Origin of the sequence: Buchnera aphidicola (Ceratoglyphina bambusae) (genome assembly GCF_039363085.1) — a bacterium.
GTDB classification, from domain to species: domain Bacteria; phylum Pseudomonadota; class Gammaproteobacteria; order Enterobacterales; family Enterobacteriaceae; genus Buchnera_G; species Buchnera_G aphidicola_E.
In genome coordinates this window covers 324,663-348,039 of sequence record NZ_CP134982.1, presented here as the reverse complement: position 1 = coordinate 348,039, position 23,377 = coordinate 324,663, and the positions used below count along the sequence as shown (strand labels likewise).

The 23,377-nt window shown below is 17.9% G+C and carries 18 protein-coding genes and 1 tRNA gene; 7 read left to right on the top strand and 12 right to left on the bottom strand.

Annotation, left to right across the window (positions count from 1 at the left end; all coding sequences use genetic code 11):
- Window positions 1–37: 37 nt before the first annotated feature.
- The 3 genes from lon to clpP all read right to left on the bottom strand — a co-directional run bounded on the left by lon (window position 38) and on the right by clpP (window position 4,510).
- A complete protein-coding gene (gene lon / locus RJD23_RS01615) occupies window positions 38–2,395 on the bottom strand; it encodes an endopeptidase La (RefSeq protein WP_343188133.1) in 2,358 nt (785 codons plus the stop codon).
- A gap of 171 nt (window positions 2,396–2,566) precedes the next feature.
- The gene (clpX, locus tag RJD23_RS01610; protein ID WP_343188132.1) at window positions 2,567–3,814 is read right to left on the bottom strand and encodes an ATP-dependent Clp protease ATP-binding subunit ClpX; all 1,248 of its coding nucleotides are present in this window, start codon (window positions 3,812–3,814) and stop codon (window positions 2,567–2,569) included.
- 84 nt (window positions 3,815–3,898) lie between these two features.
- Entirely contained in the window at window positions 3,899–4,510 is a 612-nt protein-coding gene (gene clpP / locus RJD23_RS01605; protein WP_343188131.1) for an ATP-dependent Clp endopeptidase proteolytic subunit ClpP, read from the bottom strand.
- A gap of 305 nt (window positions 4,511–4,815) precedes the next feature.
- Between clpP and cyoA the strand changes: the two genes are divergently transcribed.
- Genes cyoA through cyoE form a run of 5 tightly spaced genes read left to right on the top strand, consistent with a single transcriptional unit; the run spans window position 4,816 to window position 9,486 of the window.
- Window positions 4,816–5,664, top strand: coding sequence for a ubiquinol oxidase subunit II (gene cyoA, locus RJD23_RS01600; protein ID WP_343188130.1), 849 nt, complete (start codon window positions 4,816–4,818; stop codon window positions 5,662–5,664).
- A gap of 43 nt (window positions 5,665–5,707) precedes the next feature.
- A complete protein-coding gene (gene cyoB, locus RJD23_RS01595) occupies window positions 5,708–7,660 on the top strand; it encodes a cytochrome o ubiquinol oxidase subunit I (protein WP_343188129.1) in 1,953 nt (650 codons plus the stop codon).
- A 23-nt stretch (window positions 7,661–7,683) separates the two neighbouring features.
- Entirely contained in the window at window positions 7,684–8,310 is a 627-nt protein-coding gene (locus tag RJD23_RS01590) for a cytochrome c oxidase subunit 3 (protein WP_343188128.1), read from the top strand.
- Window positions 8,307–8,633, top strand: coding sequence for a cytochrome o ubiquinol oxidase subunit IV (locus tag RJD23_RS01585; RefSeq protein WP_343188127.1), 327 nt, complete (start codon window positions 8,307–8,309; stop codon window positions 8,631–8,633). The genes RJD23_RS01590 and RJD23_RS01585 overlap by 4 nt, the downstream gene beginning before the upstream one ends.
- Complete coding sequence (gene cyoE / locus RJD23_RS01580) at window positions 8,626–9,486, top strand: heme o synthase (protein ID WP_343188399.1); 861 nt, start codon at window positions 8,626–8,628, stop codon at window positions 9,484–9,486. The genes RJD23_RS01585 and cyoE overlap by 8 nt, the downstream gene beginning before the upstream one ends.
- A gap of 5 nt (window positions 9,487–9,491) precedes the next feature.
- Here the strand turns inward: cyoE and RJD23_RS01575 are convergent, their stop codons facing one another.
- Complete coding sequence (locus tag RJD23_RS01575) at window positions 9,492–9,794, bottom strand: TusE/DsrC/DsvC family sulfur relay protein (RefSeq protein WP_343188126.1); 303 nt, start codon at window positions 9,792–9,794, stop codon at window positions 9,492–9,494.
- A 109-nt stretch (window positions 9,795–9,903) separates the two neighbouring features.
- Between RJD23_RS01575 and RJD23_RS01570 the strand changes: the two genes are divergently transcribed.
- On the top strand, window positions 9,904–11,076 hold the full coding sequence (locus RJD23_RS01570) for an MFS transporter (RefSeq protein WP_343188125.1): 1,173 nt from the start codon (window positions 9,904–9,906) through the stop codon (window positions 11,074–11,076).
- A 50-nt stretch (window positions 11,077–11,126) separates the two neighbouring features.
- Here the strand turns inward: RJD23_RS01570 and nusB are convergent, their stop codons facing one another.
- The gene (nusB, locus tag RJD23_RS01565; protein WP_343188124.1) at window positions 11,127–11,552 is read right to left on the bottom strand and encodes a transcription antitermination factor NusB; all 426 of its coding nucleotides are present in this window, start codon (window positions 11,550–11,552) and stop codon (window positions 11,127–11,129) included.
- Window positions 11,553–11,678: 126 nt separating this feature from the next.
- Between nusB and RJD23_RS01560 the strand changes: the two genes are divergently transcribed.
- A tRNA-Met gene (locus RJD23_RS01560) sits at window positions 11,679–11,755 on the top strand.
- Window positions 11,756–11,780: 25 nt separating this feature from the next.
- Here RJD23_RS01560 and recD read toward each other — a convergent pair.
- The 7 genes from recD to RJD23_RS01525 all read right to left on the bottom strand — a co-directional run bounded on the left by recD (window position 11,781) and on the right by RJD23_RS01525 (window position 23,327).
- Window positions 11,781–13,532 carry an exodeoxyribonuclease V subunit alpha gene (gene recD / locus RJD23_RS01555; protein ID WP_343188398.1) on the bottom strand — a complete coding sequence of 584 codons (1,752 nt, stop codon included), beginning with the start codon at window positions 13,530–13,532 and terminating at the stop codon, window positions 11,781–11,783.
- Window positions 13,533–13,551: 19 nt separating this feature from the next.
- Window positions 13,552–16,995 carry an exodeoxyribonuclease V subunit beta gene (gene recB / locus RJD23_RS01550; protein ID WP_343188123.1) on the bottom strand — a complete coding sequence of 1,148 codons (3,444 nt, stop codon included), beginning with the start codon at window positions 16,993–16,995 and terminating at the stop codon, window positions 13,552–13,554.
- Window positions 16,992–19,661, bottom strand: a complete 2,670-nt coding sequence (locus RJD23_RS01545; protein WP_343188122.1) for an exodeoxyribonuclease V subunit gamma — start codon at window positions 19,659–19,661, stop codon at window positions 16,992–16,994. Before RJD23_RS01545 ends, recB begins: the two co-directional genes overlap by 4 nt.
- The gene (locus tag RJD23_RS01540; RefSeq protein WP_343188121.1) at window positions 19,607–20,119 is read right to left on the bottom strand and encodes an exodeoxyribonuclease V subunit gamma; all 513 of its coding nucleotides are present in this window, start codon (window positions 20,117–20,119) and stop codon (window positions 19,607–19,609) included. Before RJD23_RS01540 ends, RJD23_RS01545 begins: the two co-directional genes overlap by 55 nt.
- 4 nt (window positions 20,120–20,123) lie before the next feature.
- Complete coding sequence (gene mscS, locus RJD23_RS01535; protein ID WP_343188120.1) at window positions 20,124–20,993, bottom strand: small-conductance mechanosensitive channel MscS; 870 nt, start codon at window positions 20,991–20,993, stop codon at window positions 20,124–20,126.
- A gap of 64 nt (window positions 20,994–21,057) precedes the next feature.
- Window positions 21,058–22,152 (bottom strand): class II fructose-bisphosphate aldolase, encoded by a 1,095-nt coding sequence (fbaA, locus tag RJD23_RS01530; RefSeq protein ID WP_343188119.1) that lies wholly within the window; start codon window positions 22,150–22,152, stop codon window positions 21,058–21,060.
- A gap of 2 nt (window positions 22,153–22,154) precedes the next feature.
- Entirely contained in the window at window positions 22,155–23,327 is a 1,173-nt protein-coding gene (locus tag RJD23_RS01525; protein ID WP_343188118.1) for a phosphoglycerate kinase, read from the bottom strand.
- Window positions 23,328–23,377: the final 50 nt, after the last annotated feature.

Below are 23,377 nucleotides of genomic sequence, written 5' to 3'. Positions count from 1 at the left end.
TTTAGCTGGCAATTTATATTATTTTGCCAGCTTATTTTTATTTTTTTTTAAAATTTTTAAAATTTTTGTATGGAAAATTTTTTAAAGAGAGAATTAAAACTTCTTCAATTTTTTTTAATTTATGTATTTTAAGCCCAAACAATATATTTTTTGGTATTTCTTCTAAGTCTCTTTTGTTTTTATATGGTATTACAACGTTTTTTATGCCTCCTCTATGTGCAGCTAATAATTTTTCTTTTAAACCTCCTATATTCAAAATTTTACCTTGTAATGTAATTTCTCCTGTCATAGCAAAGTTAGATTTAACTGGATTTTTTGTTAAACAGGAAGTAATTGCTGTGCACATAGATATTCCAGCACTAGGCCCATCTTTTGGGGTAGATCCATCAGGAACATGAATATGTATATCATGATTTTCATAAAAGCTAGGTTTTATACCAAGTTTTTTTGATTGAGATCTTATTATAATTAATGACGCCTGTATTGATTCTTTCATTATGTCACCTAAAGATCCTGTATAAGTTAATTTACCTTTTCCAGGAACACAAGCTGCCTCAATGTTTAATAATTCTCCTCCAACTTCTGTCCATGCTAATCCTACTACCTGTCCTATCTTGTTTTTCGACGATGCTTTTCCATAATCAAATTTTTTGACTCCTAAATAATTTTTTATGTTTTTACTATTTATTTTTATTTTTTTAATTTTTTTATTTAATGACAATTTTTTTACTGTTTTTCTGCATATTTTTGATATTTCTCTATCTAAATTTCTTATTCCAGCTTCTTTAGTATAATATCTTATTATTTTTAATAGTACTTCATCTGCTATTTCTATTTCATTTATATTCAAAATGTTTCTTTTTATTTGTTTAGGTATTAAATGATTTTTTGCAATAAAAAGTTTTTCTTCTTCTGTATAACCAGATAATTTTATTATTTCCATTCTATCTAATAATGCATATGGTATATCTAATGTATTTGATGTAGCTACAAACATTACTTCAGATAAATCATAATCTATTTCTAAATAGTGATCATTAAATGAGAAATTTTGCTCTGGATCTAAAACTTCTAATAATGCCGAATATGGATCTATTCTAGCGTCATATGAAATTTTGTCTATTTCATCTAATAAAAATAATGGATTTTTTACACCTATTTCAGACATTTTTTGAATAATTTTTCCAGGCATAGACCCAACATAAGTTTTTCTATGTCCTCGTATTTCAGCCTCATCTCGTATACCACCCAAAGACATTTTAATATATTTTCTTCCTGTTGCTTTAGCTATAGATTTTCCTAAAGATGTTTTTCCTACACCAGGAGGTCCTACTAAACATAAAATTGGTCCAGTGACTTTTTTAGCTCTAGACTGTACAGCTAAATATTCTATGATTCTATCCTTTACTTTTTTTAATCCATAATGATCTTTGTCTAATATTTTCTTAGCTAAATGCAGATTTTTTTTAATTTTACCCCTTTTACTCCATGGAATTTGTATTATCCAATCTATATAACTTTTTATTACTGCAGATTCAGAAGACATGTATGGCATGGATTTTAATTTGTTAAATTCTATATTTATTTTATTTTTTATTTTTTTTGGAAATTTAGTGGAATTTATTTTTTTTTTCAATATTTCGTTTTCATCTTCTACGTTTTCTATTTTATTCAATTCTTTTTTTATAGCTTTCATTTGTTCATTTAAATAATATTCCTTTTGACTTTTTTCCATTTGTTTTTTTACTCTGTTTCTTATTTTTTTTTCTATTTTTAATAAATTTATTTCTGATTCCATTATAACTATTATATGTTCTAGTCTTTTATTTGGATTTATAATTTCTAATATGTTTTGTTTATCTGAAATTTTTAAATTTATATTAGAAGCTATAGTATCTGATAATTTTTCTACATTTTTTATTTTTTGTGTATTTTTTAAAATTTCTATATGTAATGTTTTATTTAATTTAACAAATTCTTCAAATTTTTTTATAGCAGTTTTTATTAGTAGGTTGTCTTCTTTATTTTTTATTGTTTTAAAATTTATATATTTTATATTTGCTGAAAAATATTCTTTATTTTTTTTTAAAGAACTTATTTTTGCCCTTTGTAACCCTTCTACTAAAATTTTTATTGTTCCATTAGGCAATTTAAATATTTGCAATATTTTAGCAACAGTTCCTATTTTAAATAAATCATTTTTTTTAGGATCTTCTATAGATGATTTTTTTTGCGTAAGTAATAAAATTTTTTCTTTTTTAATAGAAATTTTTTCAATGCATTTTATTGATTTTTCTCTGCCTATAAATAATGAAATAATCATATGAGGATAAACAACAATATCACGTAAAGGTAATAATGGTATTTTTATGTGCTTACTACATTTAGAGTTCATATATTTCTCTCTTATTTTTAGTGTGTTATTTATTTGTTAATAAACATTATTTAATAAAAAAATTTTATATTAATATAATTTGAGAATTGTTGATATGAATTTTATGTATTTTTCTGTAAAAGATTGATAAACAAATAAAATAACATGATTTTTTTCTTAAAATAAAATTTTTTATTTATTTATTAATATTGGCAAGGATTTTTTGTTTACTACTGATTTATTAATTAATATTTTTTTAATGTTTTTTTGTGATGGAACATAATACATAGTATCTAATAAAATTTTTTCTAAAATTAGTCTTAGACCCCTAGATCCAGTTTTTATAGATATAGATTTATTAACTATTTCTTCTATAGCATCTTTTGAAAATTTTAATTTTATACCTTCTAACTCAAAAAGTTTTTTATATTGTTTTATTAAAGAATTTTTTGGTTTGCAAAGCACTTTAATTAAATCATTTTTATTTAATTTTTTTAATATTGTTATAGTTGATATTCTTCCTATAAATTCAGGTATTAAACCAAATTTTATTAAATCTTTAGTAATTAATTTTTCTAAAGCTTTTTTTTTATTTATTTTTTTTCGATTTTTTTTTGTTTGGTTGAATCCAAAACTATTTTTTATTTTTTTTCTATTTAAGATTATTTTGTTTAACCCTGAAAATGTGCCTCCTAAAATAAATAATATTTTAGAAGTATCAATCTTTATCATTTCTTGTTGAGGATGTTTTCTCCCTCCCCCAGAAGGCACAAAAGCTATTGTTCCTTCTATTATTTTCAATAAAGCTTGTTGTACTCCTTCTCCTGAAACATCTCTTGTAATAGAAATATTTTCTGATTTTTTAGATATTTTATCTATTTCATCTATGTATATTATTCCTGATTCTGCTTTTTTTACGTCAAAGTCACATTTTTGCAATAATCTATATAATATATTTTCTACATCTTCTCCAACGTATCCAGCTTCAGTCAAAGAAGTTGCATCTGCTATAGCAAAAGGAACTTTTACAATTTTAGAAAGTGTTTCAGCTAATAGAGTTTTTCCACTTCCAGTAGGCCCTATTAATAATATATTGCTTTTTTCTATATTTATTTTTTTATTTTTTTTATTAGAATTATATTTGTTTTTTTTATAATGATTATATATGGCCACTGATAGTATTTTTTTTGTTTTTTTTTGCCCTATTACATAATTATCTAATTTTTTTTTTATCTCTTTTGGGGAATATTCTACACTTTTGTTTTTTTTTTTTATTATATTTTTTTTTTCTTTTTTTACTATTTTTAAGAATAAATATATACATTCATTACAAATACATGAATTAGATCCTATTATTAATTTTTTTATTTCTTTTTGATTTTTGTTACAAAAAGAACAATATAAAAATTTTTTTATACTTTCATTTTTTTTTTTTATCATTATTATTTTTCCTATTTTAAAATTATTTTATTATACAAATTTATATTTGTAGAAAATTATTTTTTAATATTAACGTTATAATTTTTATTTTTTATTTATTAATATAGAATCTATTAGTCCATATTTTAAAGCTTTTTTTGCTGAAAGGAAATAATCTCTTTCTGTATCATTTTCTATTTCTTTAATACTTTTCCCTGTATGCTTAGCCATTATTTTATTTATCTTTTTTTTTATTAATATTATTTCGTTAGCATGTATTTCTATATCTGTAGCTTGACCTTTGTATTGACCCATAGGTTGATGTATCATAATTCTAGAATTAGGAAGAGAAAATCTTTTTCCATTAGTTCCTGTAGTTAATATAAGAGCACCCATAGAGCATGCTTGACCTATGCATATAGTATTTACATCAGGTTTGATAAATTGAATAGTATCATAAATAGACATACCTGATGTAATTATACCTCCTGGAGAATTTATATATAAATATATATCTTTATTTTTATTTTTTGCTTCTAAAAAAATAAGTTGAGATATTATATTATTCGATAAATTATCATCTATTATTCCAGTTAAAAATATAATTCTTTCTTTTAGAAGTCTAGAGTATATATCATATGCTATATCTCCATTTTTAGTTTTTTCAATTACTGTCGGTATTAATGTAGAAAAGTTTTTTATAGAATTCATAAACATTTTTTTATTCTTTTATTTATAATTTAAATGATATTTGTTGAATTTTAATATACATTTTTTTTTTATTTAGATCAAAAATAATAAATTATTATATATAATTTTAATTTTTTTTATATTTCTAAAATTTTTAAAATATAATTATACTTTTAGTTTATTTTGTTTATTTTTGTATATAAAATATTTTTTATATTTAATAAAAAAATATTTTTAAAAAAATATAGATTTTTTTTTATAATATATATATTGTTTTTAAAATTAATTTAATTTTTTAAAATAATTATATTTTTTATAAAATTAAGGTTTTTATGAAAAAAAGAATTAATACTATACTTTTTATATTTATAGCATTTTTTATATTTGTTTATTCTAAATCTTATGCTATAGAATCATTTTCATCATATGGAATAATTAGAAAAGAGCAAAATAATTTAATGTTAATATCATTCTTTGCTATGTTAATAATTGTTATTCCGGTGATTTTTATGACATTGTTTTTTGCATATAAATATAATGAAAATAACTCTAATAAGTCATATGATCCTAATTGGAATAATTCTATTTATATAGAAATGATTATATGGATTGTTCCAATAGTAATTATATTTTTTCTTTCTGTTTTATCTTTTAATTCAACTAGAAACTTAGACACTAATAAAAGAATTAATGGTTATAATAAAACTATGCAAATAAATGCAATTTCTTTAGATTGGTGTTGGCTATTTATTTATCCTGATGAACATATTGCATCTATTAATGAAGTATCATTTCCTGTTAACACTCCAGTTAAATTTAATTTAACTTCAAATTCTGTAATGAATTCTTTTTTTATACCTTCTTTGGGAAGTCAAATATATACTATGGCTGGAGCAAAAACTAAATTATATTTAATAGCTAATCATAAAGGAATTTATAAAGGATTGTCTTCTAATTATAGTGGAAATGGTTTTTCAGGAATGAAATTTTCAGTTATAGTATGTGATAATATTCAATTTATTGATTGGATTAATAAAATAAAAAAATCTAAAAATTATTTAGATGATATCAGTAAATTTAATGTTTTGCAGATCCCTGAGTCAAATAGAAAAATAGAATATTTTTCTAATGTTTATCCAAATTTATTTTACAACATAATAAATAAATTTAATAATAATTAAATATGTTAAATAAAATTTTATATTTTTATATAGAGGTATAATGATGTTCGGAAAATTAACATTAAATGATATACCGTTTAATGAACCAATAATATTTTTTACATTTATAGTTATTATATTAACAGTTTTAATTTTATTGTTTTTAATTACTAAAAATAAAAAATGGATATATTTATGGAATAATTGGATAACTTCTGTAGATCATAAAAAAATTGGAATAATGTATATTATATTGGGCTTAGTAATGTTTTTTAGAGGATTTGTTGATGCTCTTATGATGAAAAGTCAGCAATTTATATCTTCTTATGAAAGTATATTTAATAAAAATGGTTTTTTACCATCTTATCATTATGATCAGATATTTACTGTTCATGGTGTTATTATGATATTTTTTGTGGCTATGCCTTTAATAATAGGATTAATTAATTTTGTAGTTCCGCTTCAAATAGGTTGCAGAGATTTAGCTTTTCCATTTTTGAATAACCTTAGTTTTTGGTTAACAGTAAGTGGGGCTATATTAGTGAACTTATCTTTATTTATAGGAAGATTTGCTTCTAATGGTTGGCTTTCGTATCCCCCCTTATCTGAAATGCAATATAGTCCAGATGTTGGGGTAGATTATTGGATTTGGAGTTTACAAATTTCAGGTTTAGGCACTCTTTTAACTGGAATAAATTTTATAGTTACAATTTTAAAAATGAGAACTAAAGGCATGTCTTTGTTTAAAATGCCTATATTTACTTGGACTTCATTGTGTTCTAGTATTTTAATAGTATCTTCTTTCCCTGTTTTAACTGGTACTATACTTTTATTAACTTTAGATAGATGTTTTAATTTTCATTTTTTCACAAATGATTTAGGTGGAAATCCAATGATGTATGTAAATTTAATATGGATTTGGGGACATCCTGAAGTTTATATTTTAATTTTACCTGCTTTTGGAATTTTTTCTGAAGTTGTTTCAACTTTTTCTAGAAAAACTTTATTTGGATATTCTTCATTAGTTTGGGCTAGCATTTCGATTACTATTTTATCTTTTATAGTTTGGGCTCATCATTTTTTTACTATGGGAGCTGGATATAACGTAAATACTTTTTTTGGTATAGCTACAATGATTATTGCTATTCCTACTGGCGTTAAAGTATTTAATTGGATATTTACTATGTATAAAGGAAATATATTTATGCATTCTTCTATGCTTTGGACAATAGGATTTTTAATAACTTTTTCTATAGGAGGTATGTCAGGAGTTCTTTTATCTTTACCTGCTGCTGATTTTATATTGCATAATAGTTTATTTTTAGTAGCACATTTTCATAATGTAATAATAGGAGGGGTAATATTTGGGTGTTTTGCTGGAATAAATTATTGGTTTCCAAAAATGTTTGGTTTTATTTTAAATGAAAAACTTGGAAAAGTTGCATTTTATTTTTGGATTATAGGTTTTTTTGTTACTTTTATTCCGGTATATTTATTAGGATTTTTAGGAATGACTAGAAGAATTAGTCAAAAAATTGATTTTGAATTTCATAATCTTCTTTTTATTTCTTTATTTGGTGCAATTTTAATATTAATAGGAATAATATTTCAAATAATTCAATTTGTTTTATCTTTTAAATACAAAGAAATTTTAGATAATAATAGAGATCCTTGGAATGGAAGGACTTTAGAATGGTCTTTGTCTTCTCCTCCTAAATTTTATAATTTTTATTTACTGCCTAAAGTTAATGTTATAGATCAATTTTGGGAAAATAAAAAAAATAATAGTTATTCATATATAAATGAAACAAATGGCTTTTTCATTCCTAAAAACACTTCTATAGGGTTTTTTATAGGTATTTTTGTTACATTATTAGGTTTTTCTTTTATATGGAAAATTTTTTGGTTATCTATTGTTTCTATTTTTTTAATTATAATATTTTGGATATTTAAAATTTTTAGTAATGAAAATAATTATTTTATTAATTTTAAAGATTTTAATAATAAAAATTTTTAACAATTATTTATATAGGTTTTTTAATGACAAAAAAAAATATTATTTTAGAAAATAAAAATAAAGTTTTAAATGAAAATTTTATTTATAAAAGACCATATTCAAAAGTAGTTTTTGGTTTTTTAATTTATTTAATGAGTGATTGTATACTTTTTTCTGTATTTTTTTCTGTTTATTTTATTTTATCAAAAAATATTCATTTTAATATTTTTGATAAAAATGTTATTGATATATACTACGTTTTTTTAGAAACAATAATTTTGCTAGTTAGCTCTTTTACTTATAGTATTTCTGCATTATTTTTAAAAATTAATAGAAGATTTTTTTTTTATTTCTTTATGTATTTAACTTTTTTACTTGGATTTATTTTTATTTTAATGGAATTAAATGAATTATATTTTTTAAATAAAAATAATTTTTCTCCTTTTAAATATGGATGTTATTCATCTTTTTTTGCTTTATTAATTTTGCATGCTATTCATATTTTTTTAGGATTATTTTGGATAATTTTAGTTTTAATTAGATGTAAAAAAAAATTTTTAAATAAAATAGTATATACTCAAATTTTTTGTTTAGGTTTGTTTTGGCATTTTTTAGACATAATTTGGATATGTATATTTAACTTCATATATTTATTTGGACTAATAAAATGAAAAATTGTATTAAAAAAACATTTATAAATTATCTATTAGGTTTATTTTTTTCTATAATTTTTTTATGTGCTTCTATTTTTTGCATAAAAATAAATCTTTTAAATAAATTTGCAAGTTATTTTTTTATTTCTTTTTTTGCTATCGCTCAGATAATTATACATTTTAGTGTTTTTTTACATGTTAAATATAATGAAGATAAAAGTTATTTTAATTTAATAGTTTTAATTTTTTCTATTGTTGTAATTTTTATTATTATTTTTGGATCTAAGTATATTATGTTAAATCTTCATAATAGAATAATGATATGTGAAAATAATGTGTAAAAATTTTAAATACTATTTAAAAGTAATTAAACCTGGTATAGTTTTTGGAAATATTATATCATCACTTTCTTGTTTTTTATTTGCTTCAAAAGGAATTATTGATTTTCTTTTATTGTTTCATGTATTATTTGGATTATTTTTAATAATATCAGGTAGTTGTGTTGTTAATAATATTATTGATATAAAAATTGACAAAGTTATGAAAAGAACTAAAAATAGAGTTTTAGTAAAAAAAAATATTTCTATTTTAAATGCTGCAATATATTCTTTTATATTATTATTTGCAGGTTTTTTTATAATTTTTTACTATATAAATTTTTTTACTTTTTTTTTATCTTTTTTAGGGTTTTTTATATATGTATTTTTATATAGTTTATACATGAAAAAAAAATCTGTTTATGCAATTTTTGTAGGTGGTATATCTGGATCAATACCTCCTTTAATAGGATATTATTCAGTTACTAAAAAAATGGATTTAGCTTTTTTAATATTATTTTTTATATTTTTTTTATGGCAAATACCTCATTTTTATTCTATTTCTATATTTAGAATTAAAGATTATAAAATTGCTAAAGTCCCTATATTACCTATTAAAACTAGTATATTATTTACTAAAATTAAAATTACCTTATATATATTATTTTTTATTATTTTTTCTGAGTCATTATATTTTTTAGGATATGTTGGAATAAAATATTTATTTTTTTCTTTTTTAATAAATTTAATTTGGTTTATTTTTTCAATATTAAGTTATTTTTTAAATAACATAAAAATATTTTACTATATTTTTATGTTATCTATATTAGTTATTTTTTTTATTAATTTTTTTCTTTCTTTTGATTATACTATATAAAAATTTTATATACATATATTAGTTCTAGGTATACCTGAAATTTTAGTTGATATTTTTAAAAATTTATTTTTAAACAATTTGTTTAAATTTATTTTATTTTTTTCTTTTTTTAATATTCTATGTATAATTAACATTGATGGTGTTCTTTTAAATTTTTTATGAAAATTTCTTATAATATAAATTATTTTCCAATGATTTTTATTTAATTTTATATTTTCTATTTTTGCTATTTTTTTTGCTATTTTTTTGTTCCATTCTTTATAATTTTTTAAATATCCTTTTTTGTTTAATATATTTTTTTTACACATAAATTTTATCCTTCAAATTTTACTTTCATTTTACAATATATCATTTTTAAATTCATATTTTCAATATTTTGTATTTAAAATTTTTATAAAATTAAATTGTATAAACATTATGAAAAATTTTTTATTTAAAAAAAACAATGATATTAAAATTATTTTTATAGTATGTATAATTTTTGCTATAAGAAATATTAGTTTATTCTTTATTTTTCCTATATTTAATTTATATTCTTTAAATTTATATGGTAGTACTAAATTACTAAATAGTATATGTTTAGCATCATATGGTATTTTTCAGATAATTTCTCAAGTTCCATTTGGAATTTTTTCTAATAAATATGGTAAAAAAAATGCAATATTATTTGGTTTATTATTATTTTTTTTTGGAAATTTAATTTGTTTTTTTTCAAATTCAATTTTTGGTTTTTTGATAGGAAGAATAGTTCAAGGTATAAGCTCTATTTCTTCTGTTTTAATGAGTTTTTTATTAACTTCAATAAGTTCAAAAAATAGAGTTTTGGCTGTTTTTTTTATTGGTATTACATTTGGATTAACATTTTTCATTTCTATGTCTATTTCTTTATTTGTTTTTAATTTTATAGGATTACATGGTTTTTTTTTAATTATGTCCTTTTTTTCTTTGTTTTTAATATTTTTTTCGTATTTTTTTTTACCTAACAATGATATAGATATTATTTCAAACAAAAATAATTATTTTTTAAAAAAAAATATATCATATTTTTTAAAAAAAAAAAAATTTTTAAATTTATTAAAATGTACTTTTTTTACTAATTTCATTTTTTCTTCTAATTTTTTAGTTTTTTCAGAAATTTTTAGTTTATTTAAAATTAATAAATTTTTTCAATGGAAAATATATTTCTACATATTTTTAATATCTTTTTTTATTTCTATATTAATAATTTTTTTTATTAAAAAAAATAAATATATAAATAATTCACACGAAATATTTTTTTTATTTTTTTTATTTTCTGAAATAATTTTTTTGTTTAATAGAAATTTAAGATTTTTATTTTTTATATCATTACAAATATTTTTTATATCTTATAATTTGATTTCTACTGTTTTGCCTATATTAATAAGAAATAATTTTAATAAAAAAGAACATAATAATAGAAATATTTTTATTTCGATACAAACAACTTTACAATTATTTGGAATGTCGTTAGGAAGTGTTGTAGGAGGTGTTTTATATAATTTTTTTGGATTTAATTATATTTTTATTGTATGTATTGTATTTATTATTCTATACTTTAAAACTAAATAAAATTATTTAATTATTTTAATTAAAAATTTAAATAAAGAATTATGCTTGTTTTATTTAATTATTTTGTATTTTTTAGTTCTTATACAATGTGCGGCTTTATCTAGAATGCCATTTATTAGTTTATAACTTTTATCATTTCCGAAATGTTTAGCTAATTCAATTCCTTCATTTATTGCTACTTTATAAGGTATATCATATCTTTTTGTTAATTCATAAAAAGAAATTCTTAATATTGCTTTTTCTATTTGTCCTATTGTATTTATTTTTTTAGCAATATATTTTTTTATTAGATTATCTAGATATAAGTAGTGTTTAGATATTCCAGATATTATTTCATGAAAATAAATTATGTCTACATCTTCTGTTTTTTGGTCTTCTATAAATTGTGTTTCTAAATCTTTTATATAATTTTTTGATATTTGCCATGAATATAATAATTGAACCGCACATTCTCTAGCTCTTCTTCTAGATTTCATTTTTTGTATTCCTCATGTTTTTATATGTTTCATTAAAATATTTTATTTTTAATAAAAATCTTGCATTTTTTGATAAAAAATGTATAATTAACATAATATATATAATTTTTTATGATTTTTATTATTCGCGGAGTGGAGCAGTTCGGTAGCTCGTCGGGCTCATAACCCGAAGGTCGTTGGTTCAAATCCAACCTCCGCAACCAATTTTTTTATAAATGTTTTTAATTATTATTTATTTTTTATAGATCTTATTAGTATTTTAGTTTTTGAGAATATTGTTAAATTATTTTTTGTTCTAGTTATTGCAGTATATATTAATTCTTTATTTAACACTCTATTCTTTTTGTTCGGTAATATTATTATTGTATTTTTAAACTCTGATCCTTGTGATTTGTGTATTGTTGTTGACCATGCAGTTTTATATTCTTTTATTATATGTTTTGGTATTTCCATTAATTTTTTTCTATATGTATTAAAAAATATTTTTTCTTTTTTATTTTTATTTTTTAGTAATATTCCTATATTTCCATTAAATAAATTTAATGATTTTTTATTTTTCGTTATTATTATTGGTCTACCAATATACCATTTTTTGTTATTATTTGAAATTTTTTTTATAATTTTTTCTTTTTTCATAATTTTTTCTATATTTTTATTTATTTTATTTATTCCAAAATTTCCATGTTTAATAGCGCATAATACTCCAATTTTGCTAAATTCCTTTAATATTTTTTTTGGGCTTTTTTTCAAATATATATATTTCCAATATTTTTTGTATTTTTCTATTATCGTATATAACATTTTTTTATATGAATTAAATTTTAAGACTTTTTTAAATAATATTTTTTTAAATTTGTTTTTTTTAATTTTTTTTTTAATTTTTTTAATTTTATTTTTTAATATCATTTTTGAAAATTTATATATTTCTGAACATTTTTTAAATCGATAGTTCTTTTTTAATATACATACATTATCGTTAATTTTTATATTTTTTTCTTTATTTTTTACTTTATAGTTTATTAAATTTTTTAAAATATTTGACATTTTTTTGCTAAATTTATTTTTAGAATTTTTGCATATATATTTGATTATATTTAAATTATTTATTGGTGAAAGTTGATTAAAATCTCCTAAAAAAATTATTTTAGATTTTTTTTTGATAGCATTAATTAAATTATATAATAATATTGTGTCTAACATAGAAGATTCATCTATTATTATAAGATCTGATCGTAATTTATTTTTTTTGTTATATTTTGGACATTTTATTCCAGGATTAATTTTTAATAAATTGTGTATAGTATATGATTTTTTAGGAATAATTTTTTTTTCATTTTTTTTTATTTTTAATTTTAACAAATTTTTTTTTATAGAATTTAGTAAATGACTTGAAGATTTTCCTGTTGTAGAAGCTATTTTAATTTTTTTTTTTTTGAATATTTTTATATAAGATAATATTATTTGTGTAACTAATGTAGTTTTACCTGTTCCAGGACCTCCTATTATAAAAGTAATTCTATTAATTATAGACATTATTAGTGATATTTTTTGAAATTTGTTTAAGTTTTTGTTGCTTTTTAATTTTAATATTTTTTTTATTTTTTTTATATTTTTTTTTTTTATTTTATTTTTGTAAATTTCTTCATAGATTTTTTTTTTAGAATAAAAAATTTTATTAAAATAGAATTTTTTATTATGTAATATTATTGGAGAATTTTTTGATTCACATTTATTTATAACTTGGCTATTTTTTATTATTTTATTATAATTTTTTATTTTATAAAATTTTTTCCATAATTTATTTAAAATTTTATTTTTTTTATATTTTTTTTTATTACTTAAATATAAATGATTAATATTTGTAACATATATTAATAATATAATAATTGTTTTTATATTAGAGTTCTCTTTTTTTTTTAAAACGTTATAAACGTTTAAATATATTTCTTTAATAATTTTTTTTTTTTTAGTAGTTTTAATATATTTTCTTTTTTCATATTTATTTTGTGTATCTTTTAAATTTTTTAATTAAGTTTTCTTTAATTCGTATAAATATTTTACCATATTTTTTTTTTGAAGACGTGTCATCAAATGCTCGTAAAAATAAATAAAATGCTCCTCCAAAATGTTTTTTAAAACTATAATTTTTTATTTTTTTTTTTAAATATTGATGCATTCCTATAGAATATATTTTATATTGTATTTCATATTTATTTTTTATTATAGATTTCATAATTTTTTTCTTATTATAACATTCTTTTTTATTTCCTAAATAGTTAAATTTAAAATCTATGAAGTAATATTTTTTTTTCCATAAAAACATGATATCTATTATTCCATTTAACATTCCTTTAAATATTTTAAGTTTTATTTTTTTTTCAGTTATAAATTTGTTACATATATGTCTTATTTCTAAATCTTTTTTTATATATATACAAAATTCTAAATCTTGTACATAATGCTCTTTTTTAAAATTTCGAAGTTTAATTCCATTTTTACTTATTTTTTTATTTATAATATTTTTCATCCATGTATCAATTATTGTTAACCATTTTTTATTTAAATTATATGAGGTTATTTTTTTTTCTATCCAAGAGTTTTTTACTTTTTTATATTTAATATATTTTTTTATTATTTCATGTAACATTTTTCCAAATGATTTTCCTCTAGGAAAATTATATGTATTTAATTTACATTCTTTTTTTTTATTTTTTTTAAAATTTATATTATTAATTTTATTTTTGTGATTTATTTTTTTTATTTCTTTTTTTATTCTACTAAAATTTGTTATATTCCAATTTTTTTTTATATATTTTTTTTTTTCATTTTTTTTTATTTTTTTAGTATATACATTAATATCTTTATATATTTTTTTTTTCAATATTTTGTTTTCTATTTCTATAAATTTGTTTTTATTTAAATTTTTTATTATTTTTATAAAATTTTTAAAGTTATTTTCTTTTTTTTGTAATATGTATCCTATACTACTTTTATGAACATTTGTATTTTTTGATTTTTTTTTTTTTTTTATCGCCGCTAATATTATAGTACAATGTACTATTGCTCTAGTTAAAGATACGTATAATAATCTTAAATCTTCTGATAAGTTATAATTTATATTTTTTTTATTTTTTTTTTTTAAATTTATATTTTTTTTTGTGTTATTTTTTTTATTATAATATAAAATATTATTTTTTTGTTTAAAAGTCATTATAAAAGGTATGATAACTACTGGATATTCTAAACCTTTGGATTTATGTACAGTTAATATTTTTATTGATTTTTTTTCTTCATTTTTATTTAAATATTCTTCATTTGAATTTATTGTATTTTCTATTTTATTTTCTAGCCAATGTATTAAGTTATTAAAGTTTTTTATTTGAAATTTTTTTTTTTCTAAAATTTTTGATATAAAAAAATATTTTTTAAATTTATCGTTATATTTTATTAATTCTATTTTTGAATTTTTTTTTATTAAATATTTTATTAATGTTAATATTCCTCTTTTTTTAAGAATATTTAAATATTTTTTAAAAATTTTTGTTTGTTTTAACCAAACGTTTTTATATTCACTTATTTTATATATTTCATTAATACTTTTTGAAAGTATAAAAGTGCTGAAAGCATTTATCATTTTTTTTTTGTTTGATATGTCTAATATAGATTTCAACAATATTAAAATTTCATTACATTCTTTAGTTTTATATATATTGATTTTTTCTGATAAATAATTATATTTTATATTATATTTTTTTAAATATTTTTTAACATAATTAGCTTCTATATAATTTTTTACTATTATAACTATATCTCTTTTTTTAAACATTCTTGCTTTATTAAAATAATTTATTTTTGCTTTTTTTAATTTTATGTAATATAACCATTTAGATATTTGAATTGCGCATTGTTTTGAAGCCCAATTAAAATATTTTTCCAGATTTATTTCTGATTTATTATAAAACAGTATTTTGAAATTACTTTCTTCTAATTTATTTATTTTTAATTTTATATATTTATTTTTTTTTTTATATTTTATTTTTTTATATTTTATTTCTTTATAAATAAAGGGATATTTTATATTTAAAAATATTTTGTTTACACTTTTTACTATATTTGGTGATGATCTCCAATTTACGTCTAAATAATATTTTTTTTTTATTTCTTGTCTAAATTTTATATATGAAAATATATTTGCTCCTCTAAAACTATATATACTTTGTTTAGGATCTGACAAAAGTATCATAATATTTTTTTTTTTATTTTTATATATTTTCTTAAAAATTCTTTGTTGATGTATATCAGTGTCTTGAAATTCATCTATTATTGCTATTGGATATTTTTTTCTTATTGATTCCAACAATTTTTTATTTGTTTTTATTTTTTTTTCTATTGTTTTAGTAATATCATCAAAATCTAGTTTTGATTTTTTTTCTTTATACTTTTTAATCATTTTAGGTACTTCATTTAAAATTTTATAAATTATTAATTCTTTCATTAAAAATTTTTTTTTTGAAAATTTTTTTATAGTTTTCAAAAATAAAGTAAATTTTTTGTTATAGTTTTTATATTTTTCTATATTTTTTGTTTTTATTAAATTTATTATTTCTTTTGGAACAAAATAATTTTTAGTTTTTTTTTCATACCATGTTTGTATTATTTTTTTAATTTTTAATAATTTTTTGTATCCTTTTTTATTTTTTTTTAATTTGTATATTATTTTTTTTAGTATTTTTATACTACTGTAGCAATTTTTTTTAAAAATTGTTATTTTTTTAATTAAACAAAAATGATATGATTTAATAGTATTTTTATGAAATTTTTTATTTTTTTTGATATTTATGTTATTTTTTAATATATTTTTTACTTCTTTAAAAATTTTTTTAGGTTCATTCCAGTAATTATATATTATTTTTGTAATTTCCATTGGAGTTGAATAAAAATTTTTTCTCCAAAATTTTATTATATATTTTAAAAAAATTTTTTTTTCTTTTTTCATTATATTCTTTTTGAATATATTCTTAAATATAAATGTATTTCTTCTAATAATTTTGTTACAAAACTGATGAATAGTAAATATTGATGCAGAATGAATATTTTCTTCTGTATTAGATAATATTTTTATTGCATTATTAAAAGATTTTATTTTTTTTATTATTTTGTTATATACTACATTTTTACTTTTTTGTTTCATGCAATCTTTTTTGAAATTATATAATTCATATTTTATTTTTTTATATATTTCTTTTTTAGAATATTTTGTAAAAGTTAATATTAATATTTTTTTTATATTAATGTTGTTTATATGTTTATTTTTTACATTAATTTGTAATATTAATCTTAAAAATAATATTACAATATTAAATGTTTTTCCTGTTCCTGCTGAAGATTCTATTAAAGAATTTTCTAAAAAATTTATTTTTAATGGATTTAATTTTTTAATCATTTTTTTATTTTTTTTTTAAATAAGTTTTTTAATATTGGAAGATGCCATTTTAAAGAAGAATTGTATATTTTTTTAATATTTTTTTCTTTTATATTTTTTATTATTTTTTTTATGTAAAAATTTTTTTTTTCTCCTTTAAAAAAATCATTTCCATTCCAATATAAAATAAATTTTTTTTTACTATTTTTGAAATTGTTTTTTTTTATAATATTTTCTATCCATATCATTCCTGAATAAGTTAAATATATAGGTTTATTCATTCCTTCAAAATATCCTTGTATATATTTTGAAACATAATAATATGCTTTTTCTGTATTTAATTTTTTAAATATTATTTCAGAATTTTCATATCCTAATAATTTGCTTTCTTTTTTGCATTTATTCAGTATACAAAAAAGTAAATGATTAAACCAAAATTTAATTTTATCATATGTGTTAAGCTTTTTAGGTTTCCAATTTATTAGTTGATTTGATTCAGTAGAATATATTTTAAATTTTATATAACAATTTCTTATTTTTATTTTATTTTTTATATATATTTTTTTTTTATATATTTTTTTTATTTTATTTTTTAATATATAAGATTTTTTAACAATATTTTTAAAAATTATTTTACCAAAATTATTTTCAGGTAATAATCCAATTGATGTATAATATTTGAATATATATGAAATTTTTTTTTTTTTTAAAATATATTTTAAAACTTTTTTGTTTATTCTATATTCTACAATTTTTGATATATTAAACGGCTCTGTATCTGAATTTTCTTCATTGTTTTTATATAAATTTAATTTTATTCTATTATTTAGAAAGTATTTTATAGGAAATTGCCAAAATTTTATAATTTCTATTAATTTTATATTTTTTTTTATATAATTTTTTATTTTTATTTTTTCATCAAACATTCTTGAAAAATTTTCTAAAGAATTTTTATTAATTTTTTTTTTAAAAAATATATTTTTTTTTTTTTTATAATTTTTATTAAAACATAAATCTTCTTTATATTTTTTTGATATATTATTAATTATGTTTTTTTTATTAAAAATATTTTTTTTTTTTATTTTTTTTTTAAAATAATAATTTTCAGATATATATTTTAAAATTATGTTTAAAATTTTTATTTCATAATTTTTATCATTAAAATTTTTTATATAACTTATATATAAACATTTTTCTGTTGAATTTATTAAGTCTAACATTGTTTTAATATCATTATATTTTTTTTTATAATATATTTCTTCTTTTCTATTGTATATTAAATTAAATTTCTCTTGTCTTTTAAATTTTAATTTATTAAAAAAATTTGCTCCTAAAATATATATAATTTTAAAATTTATTTTTTCTAGATCTTTTATATTACAAAAAATTGTTGCTCCTATGAATATTTGATTATTTATTTTTCTTGGTTTTATTAAATTTTTTATTATTGTTATTAAAGATTTTATAGATATTTTATTTTTATATTTTATTTTTTTTTTATTAATTAATAATTTATTAAAACTTTTTTTTATTAGTTTAATTTCATTTTTTATTTTACTATTTTTGTAAATAAAAAATCTTTTTATTATGTCATTTAATATGTAATTCCATTTTAATATATTTTTTTTATATGAAAATTTTTGCGTAAATTTATAAATACAATTAATGAAATTTATCAATTTGTTTATTAAATCTGTATTTATATAATTTATTTTAATATATGGGGCGTCATTTTTGTAGATTAATTTTTTTTTATATGTAATATATCCTAAAATAATTTTTTTAAATCCATAAAACCAAGTATTTTTTTCATTAACATATTTTGAATTATTTTTTTTTATTCCATATTTTATGCAAAGTTCTTGTATCCATATTTTTAATATATTGATTTCTTCACTATTTATTTTAAATTTTTTTTTTATATATTTATTATTTAATAAATCTAATACTTCTGTTTTTGTAATTTTATTTTTATTTATTTTTAAAATTTTATAAATAGTTTTTAAAATATTATTTTGTTTTTCATTAACATTTTTTAATAATATATATGGTATATTGTTTTTTTTTTCTTTGAATATACTTTTTATATAAGGAAAATATTTTTTTATTGAATTAGATACTACTAGAATGTCATCAGGAAATATATTTTTATTTTTAATTAATATTTTTAATATATTATTATAAAGTACTTCTATTTCTTTATATTTACTACAACATGAATTAATATTTACAGATTTGTCTCCTTTATATATTTTTTGTGAATTTAATTTATTATTTAATATGTTTCTTTGTATATTTTTTAATAATGTTTTTGTTTTATTTTTTTTTTCAAAAATATATTTATTATGAATATTTTTTAAATTTATAATAGAATTAAAATAATATTTCCCTAAGTATATTAACAATGGATTTATAATAATTTTTTTTAAAAAATTAAAATCTTTTATTTTTTTAAAATTATTATTTTTTTTCATTAATACACTTAGTGGTGTAATATTTAACATTATAATTGAACAATTTTTACTAAGCTTTTTAAAAAATAATATAAATGAATTAGGTAATTCATTTACATTTGTAACAAAAATTCTATTTTCTATTTTTCTTTTTTTTTTTTCAGATTTTAAAAATATATTTAATAAATTTGCAAAATCATTTTTTTTTGTGTTTTTTTTTTTATAAATTTCCAAATTTCTTTTTGAAATGATTCTTCTTTTATGTTGGTTATATCTTTTTCCCAATTTAATATAATTTTAGGGTTATGCAATAAATATTCTTGAAAAATTTCGCTAATTTTTATTGAAAACAATATTTTTTTGTTTTGTGAGCTATTTTTTTTAACAAAATTATTTTTTATGTTGTTTTTATTACAAAATGAAAATATTTTCCAAAATAATTCAGGATTTTTATATTTATATTTATATTTTTTAATAATTTTCCAAAAAAAGTTTTCTGCTGTATAAAATTTTATATTAGCGCAAATTCCTGTATTTTTTAAAATAAAATGTTTGATCCATTGAGATATTTTGTAATTTTGTACAATAAATATTTCTTTGTTAAAAATAGATTTTAATGGTTTTTTTTTAATTATATTGCATATTTTTTTCATCAACACTTTTATATTATTTGAAGTATACATTTTTAACATATTTTTATTTCTTAACTTTATATTTTTTATTATATTTTTTATAAATATTTACATCAAGTTGAGGATATGGTATTGATATATTATGTTTGTCTAAAGATTTTTTAAATTTAGCCATAAGATCCCAATATACTGAATTTAAATCACTAGTATTACTCCAACATCTGATTATAAAGTTTATTGATGAAGGCGCTAATTCTGAAAGTCCTATAACTATGTCTCTATCTTTTAAAACTCTAGATTCACTGTTTACTACGTCTCTTAATACTTTTATTACTAGATCTATATCTGTTTTATATGCAACACTAATATTAAACTCATTTCTTCTTGCTGGCTCTCTTGAATAATTTATTATATTTCCTGATACTATTTTACCATTAGGAACTATTACAATTTTACCATCTAATGTTCTTAACATTGTATAGAATATATGAATATTTAATACTGTTCCTGCCGCATTTCCTAAATCAACATATTCTCCTGTTCTTAACGGTCTTAAAGTTACTAAAAGAACACCAGCGGCAAAGTTTGATAATGATCCTTGTAATGCCAGACCAATAGCCATACCTGCTGCTCCTAATATTGCTATTACTGAAGTTGTTTGAACTCCAATACATCCTAATGATGCAATTAAAGAAAAAGTTATTACTATATATCTAACTAAAGCGGATAAAAAGTTAGAAATTGTCATATCTATAGTTCTAGATATTAAAACTTTATTTATTCCACTTGATATTATTCCAGCTATAAATGTGCCGGTGACAAATATTATGATTGCTGAAATAAAATTTATTATATAACTTAAAACTAATTCTTGATTTCTTATAATCCAGCTTCCAGCATGATGAATATCATTTACTACATTAAAATCATTCATTTTAGTTCCTGTTTTTTTTAATTATTTTTTTTATGTATAATTTTAAAAGTGATATTAATTAGATTTAAAAGTTTTTATTTAATAAATTCAAAGAATTAAGATCTTTAAATATTTTTTTAATTTTATTTATTATATTCATTTGAAATTCTCTAATCCAAATTCTAGGATCATAATATTTTTTGTTAGGCAAATTATTTCCTTTAGGATTTCCTAATTGATTTTGTAAATACAATTTATTTTTTTTATAAAATTTTAATATACCATTCCATGCTGACCATTGTATATCTGTATCTACATTAATTTTTATAACTCCATATGAAATAGCTTCTTTTATTTCTTCTATTCTTGATCCTGACCCACCATGGAAAACAAAATCTATAGGTTTTTTTTTTGTGTTATATCTATTTTTTATACTTTTTTGAGATTTTTGCAAAATTTTTGGTTTTAATTTTACATTGTTAACATTATATACTCCATGAATATTTCCGAAAGATGCTGCTATTATAAATAATTTACTTATTTTTATTAATTTTTTATACGCATATTCTACATCTTTAGATTTTGTATATAAATATTTTCTTGATATTTTTGTATTATCTATTCCATCTTCTTCTCCTCCTGTGCATCCCAATTCTATTTCTAATATTGTATTAATTTTTTTCATTTCTTTTAAATATTTTGTACATATTTTTATATTTTTTTTAACTTTTTCTTTAGATAAATCTATCATATGAGAAGTAAATAAAGATATACCATTTCTTTTAAAAAATTTTTTATCTTCAATTATCAGAGCATCAATCCAAGGTAATATTTTTTTATGACAGTGATCTGTATTTAATATTACTGGCACTTTATAAAATTTTGACATTTTATGCACATATTTTGCAGCAGTAATAGCGCCAATTATTGATTTTTCATGAGTTTTTTTTTTAAATGTTTCTTTCCCCCCTATAAAGAATGATGATCCTGTATAAGAAAATTGTATAATAACTGGTGAATTGACTATTTTAGAAGCTTCTAAAACAGCATTTATAGTGTCAAAAGTACAACAATTTATTGCAGGAATGGCAAAATTATTTTTTTTAGCAATTTTAAATATTTTTTTTGCTTCAGTTCCAGATATAACACCAAATCTTATATTTTTAAATAAATTTTTCAAAATTATTGCACCTTTTTAATTTGTTTTTTATTTTTTTTAATTAATTCTATTACAGGTAATGTACCATTTATTAAAAATTCTAAAAATGCTCCTCCTCCTGTAGAAATATATGAAATATTTTTATTAAGTTTTAATAAATTTATTATAGCTAATGTTTCTCCTCCTCCGGCTATAGAAAATGAATTATTTTCAGATATACTTTTAGCAACTGTTTTAGTTCCATTACTAAATTTGGAAAATTCAAATACACCTAGAGGCCCATTCCATATTATTGTATTTGCTTTTTTTATTATTTTTTTTATTTCTTTTTCTGAATTTTTTCCTATATCCATTATTTCTTCATTTAATTTTATATTTGATACTAATCTATTTTTTACAACTGTATTGTTTGAAAACTCTTTTCCTACTCTAGAATCTGTTGGAATAAAAAAATTAAATTGTTTTAATAATTTAGACGCTTCTTTTACAAATTTTTTTTCATATAATGATTTTCCAACTTCATTTTTTATAGCTATAAATGTATTAGCTATTCCTCCTCCGACAATTATTTTATCTGATATTTTTCCTAATGACTTTAGTAATTTAAATTTAGTAGATATCTTAGATCCTCCTATTATAGAAACTAAAGGTCTTTTAGGGTTTTTTAATACTTTATTTATAGATAAAATTTCAGATTCTAATAAAATACCAATACAAGTTTTTTTTACAAATTTTATTATTCCGGCTGTGGAAGATTGTAATCTATGAGCGCTCCCAAAAGCATCCATAACAAATATTTCACATAATTTTGCATATTTTTTTGATAAAATTTTAGAGTTTGAAGATTCTCCTATATTAAATCTCACATTTTCTAATAAAGCTATTTCTCCATATTTTATTTTTATTGGTTCAGAAATGTTTTTATGAAATGTAATTTTAACATTATGTAACTTTTTTTTTAAATATAGAAAAATTGGAAACAATGAATATTTTTCTTCAAATTTCCCTTCTGTAGGTCTTCCTAAATGAGACATTAATATTATTTTTGATTTTTTTTTTAAAGCGTATTTAATTGTATTAATAGATCTATCTATTCTTTCACTTGAAATTATTTTATTTTTTATTATTGGAACGTTTAAATCACTTCTTATAATTATATTTTTTTTATAAATATTAACATTTTTTATGTTTTTCATATTTTTTTTTAATTTTTATTTTATAATTTTATTATTATTTTTTTTAATTT

Coding starts and splice junctions, on each gene's coding strand:
- nusB (WP_343188124.1), bottom strand. CDS start 11,552: ATGAAATCTAGAAGAAGAGCTAGAGAATGTGCGGTTCAATTATTATAT.
- mscS (WP_343188120.1), bottom strand. CDS start 20,993: ATGAATGATTTTAATGTAGTAAATGATATTCATCATGCTGGAAGCTGG.
- cyoE (WP_343188399.1), top strand. CDS start 8,626: ATGTGTAAAAATTTTAAATACTATTTAAAAGTAATTAAACCTGGTATA.
- clpX (WP_343188132.1), bottom strand. CDS start 3,814: ATGATAAAAAAAAAAAATGAAAGTATAAAAAAATTTTTATATTGTTCT.
- RJD23_RS01590 (WP_343188128.1), top strand. CDS start 7,684: ATGACAAAAAAAAATATTATTTTAGAAAATAAAAATAAAGTTTTAAAT.
- RJD23_RS01540 (WP_343188121.1), bottom strand. CDS start 20,119: ATGTTAAAAATGTATACTTCAAATAATATAAAAGTGTTGATGAAAAAA.
- clpP (WP_343188131.1), bottom strand. CDS start 4,510: ATGTTTATGAATTCTATAAAAAACTTTTCTACATTAATACCGACAGTA.
- recB (WP_343188123.1), bottom strand. CDS start 16,995: ATGATTAAAAAATTAAATCCATTAAAAATAAATTTTTTAGAAAATTCT.
- RJD23_RS01575 (WP_343188126.1), bottom strand. CDS start 9,794: ATGTGTAAAAAAAATATATTAAACAAAAAAGGATATTTAAAAAATTAT.
- cyoA (WP_343188130.1), top strand. CDS start 4,816: ATGAAAAAAAGAATTAATACTATACTTTTTATATTTATAGCATTTTTT.
- RJD23_RS01585 (WP_343188127.1), top strand. CDS start 8,307: ATGAAAAATTGTATTAAAAAAACATTTATAAATTATCTATTAGGTTTA.
- RJD23_RS01570 (WP_343188125.1), top strand. CDS start 9,904: ATGAAAAATTTTTTATTTAAAAAAAACAATGATATTAAAATTATTTTT.
- lon (WP_343188133.1), bottom strand. CDS start 2,395: ATGAACTCTAAATGTAGTAAGCACATAAAAATACCATTATTACCTTTA.
- RJD23_RS01525 (WP_343188118.1), bottom strand. CDS start 23,327: ATGAAAAACATAAAAAATGTTAATATTTATAAAAAAAATATAATTATA.
- cyoB (WP_343188129.1), top strand. CDS start 5,708: ATGTTCGGAAAATTAACATTAAATGATATACCGTTTAATGAACCAATA.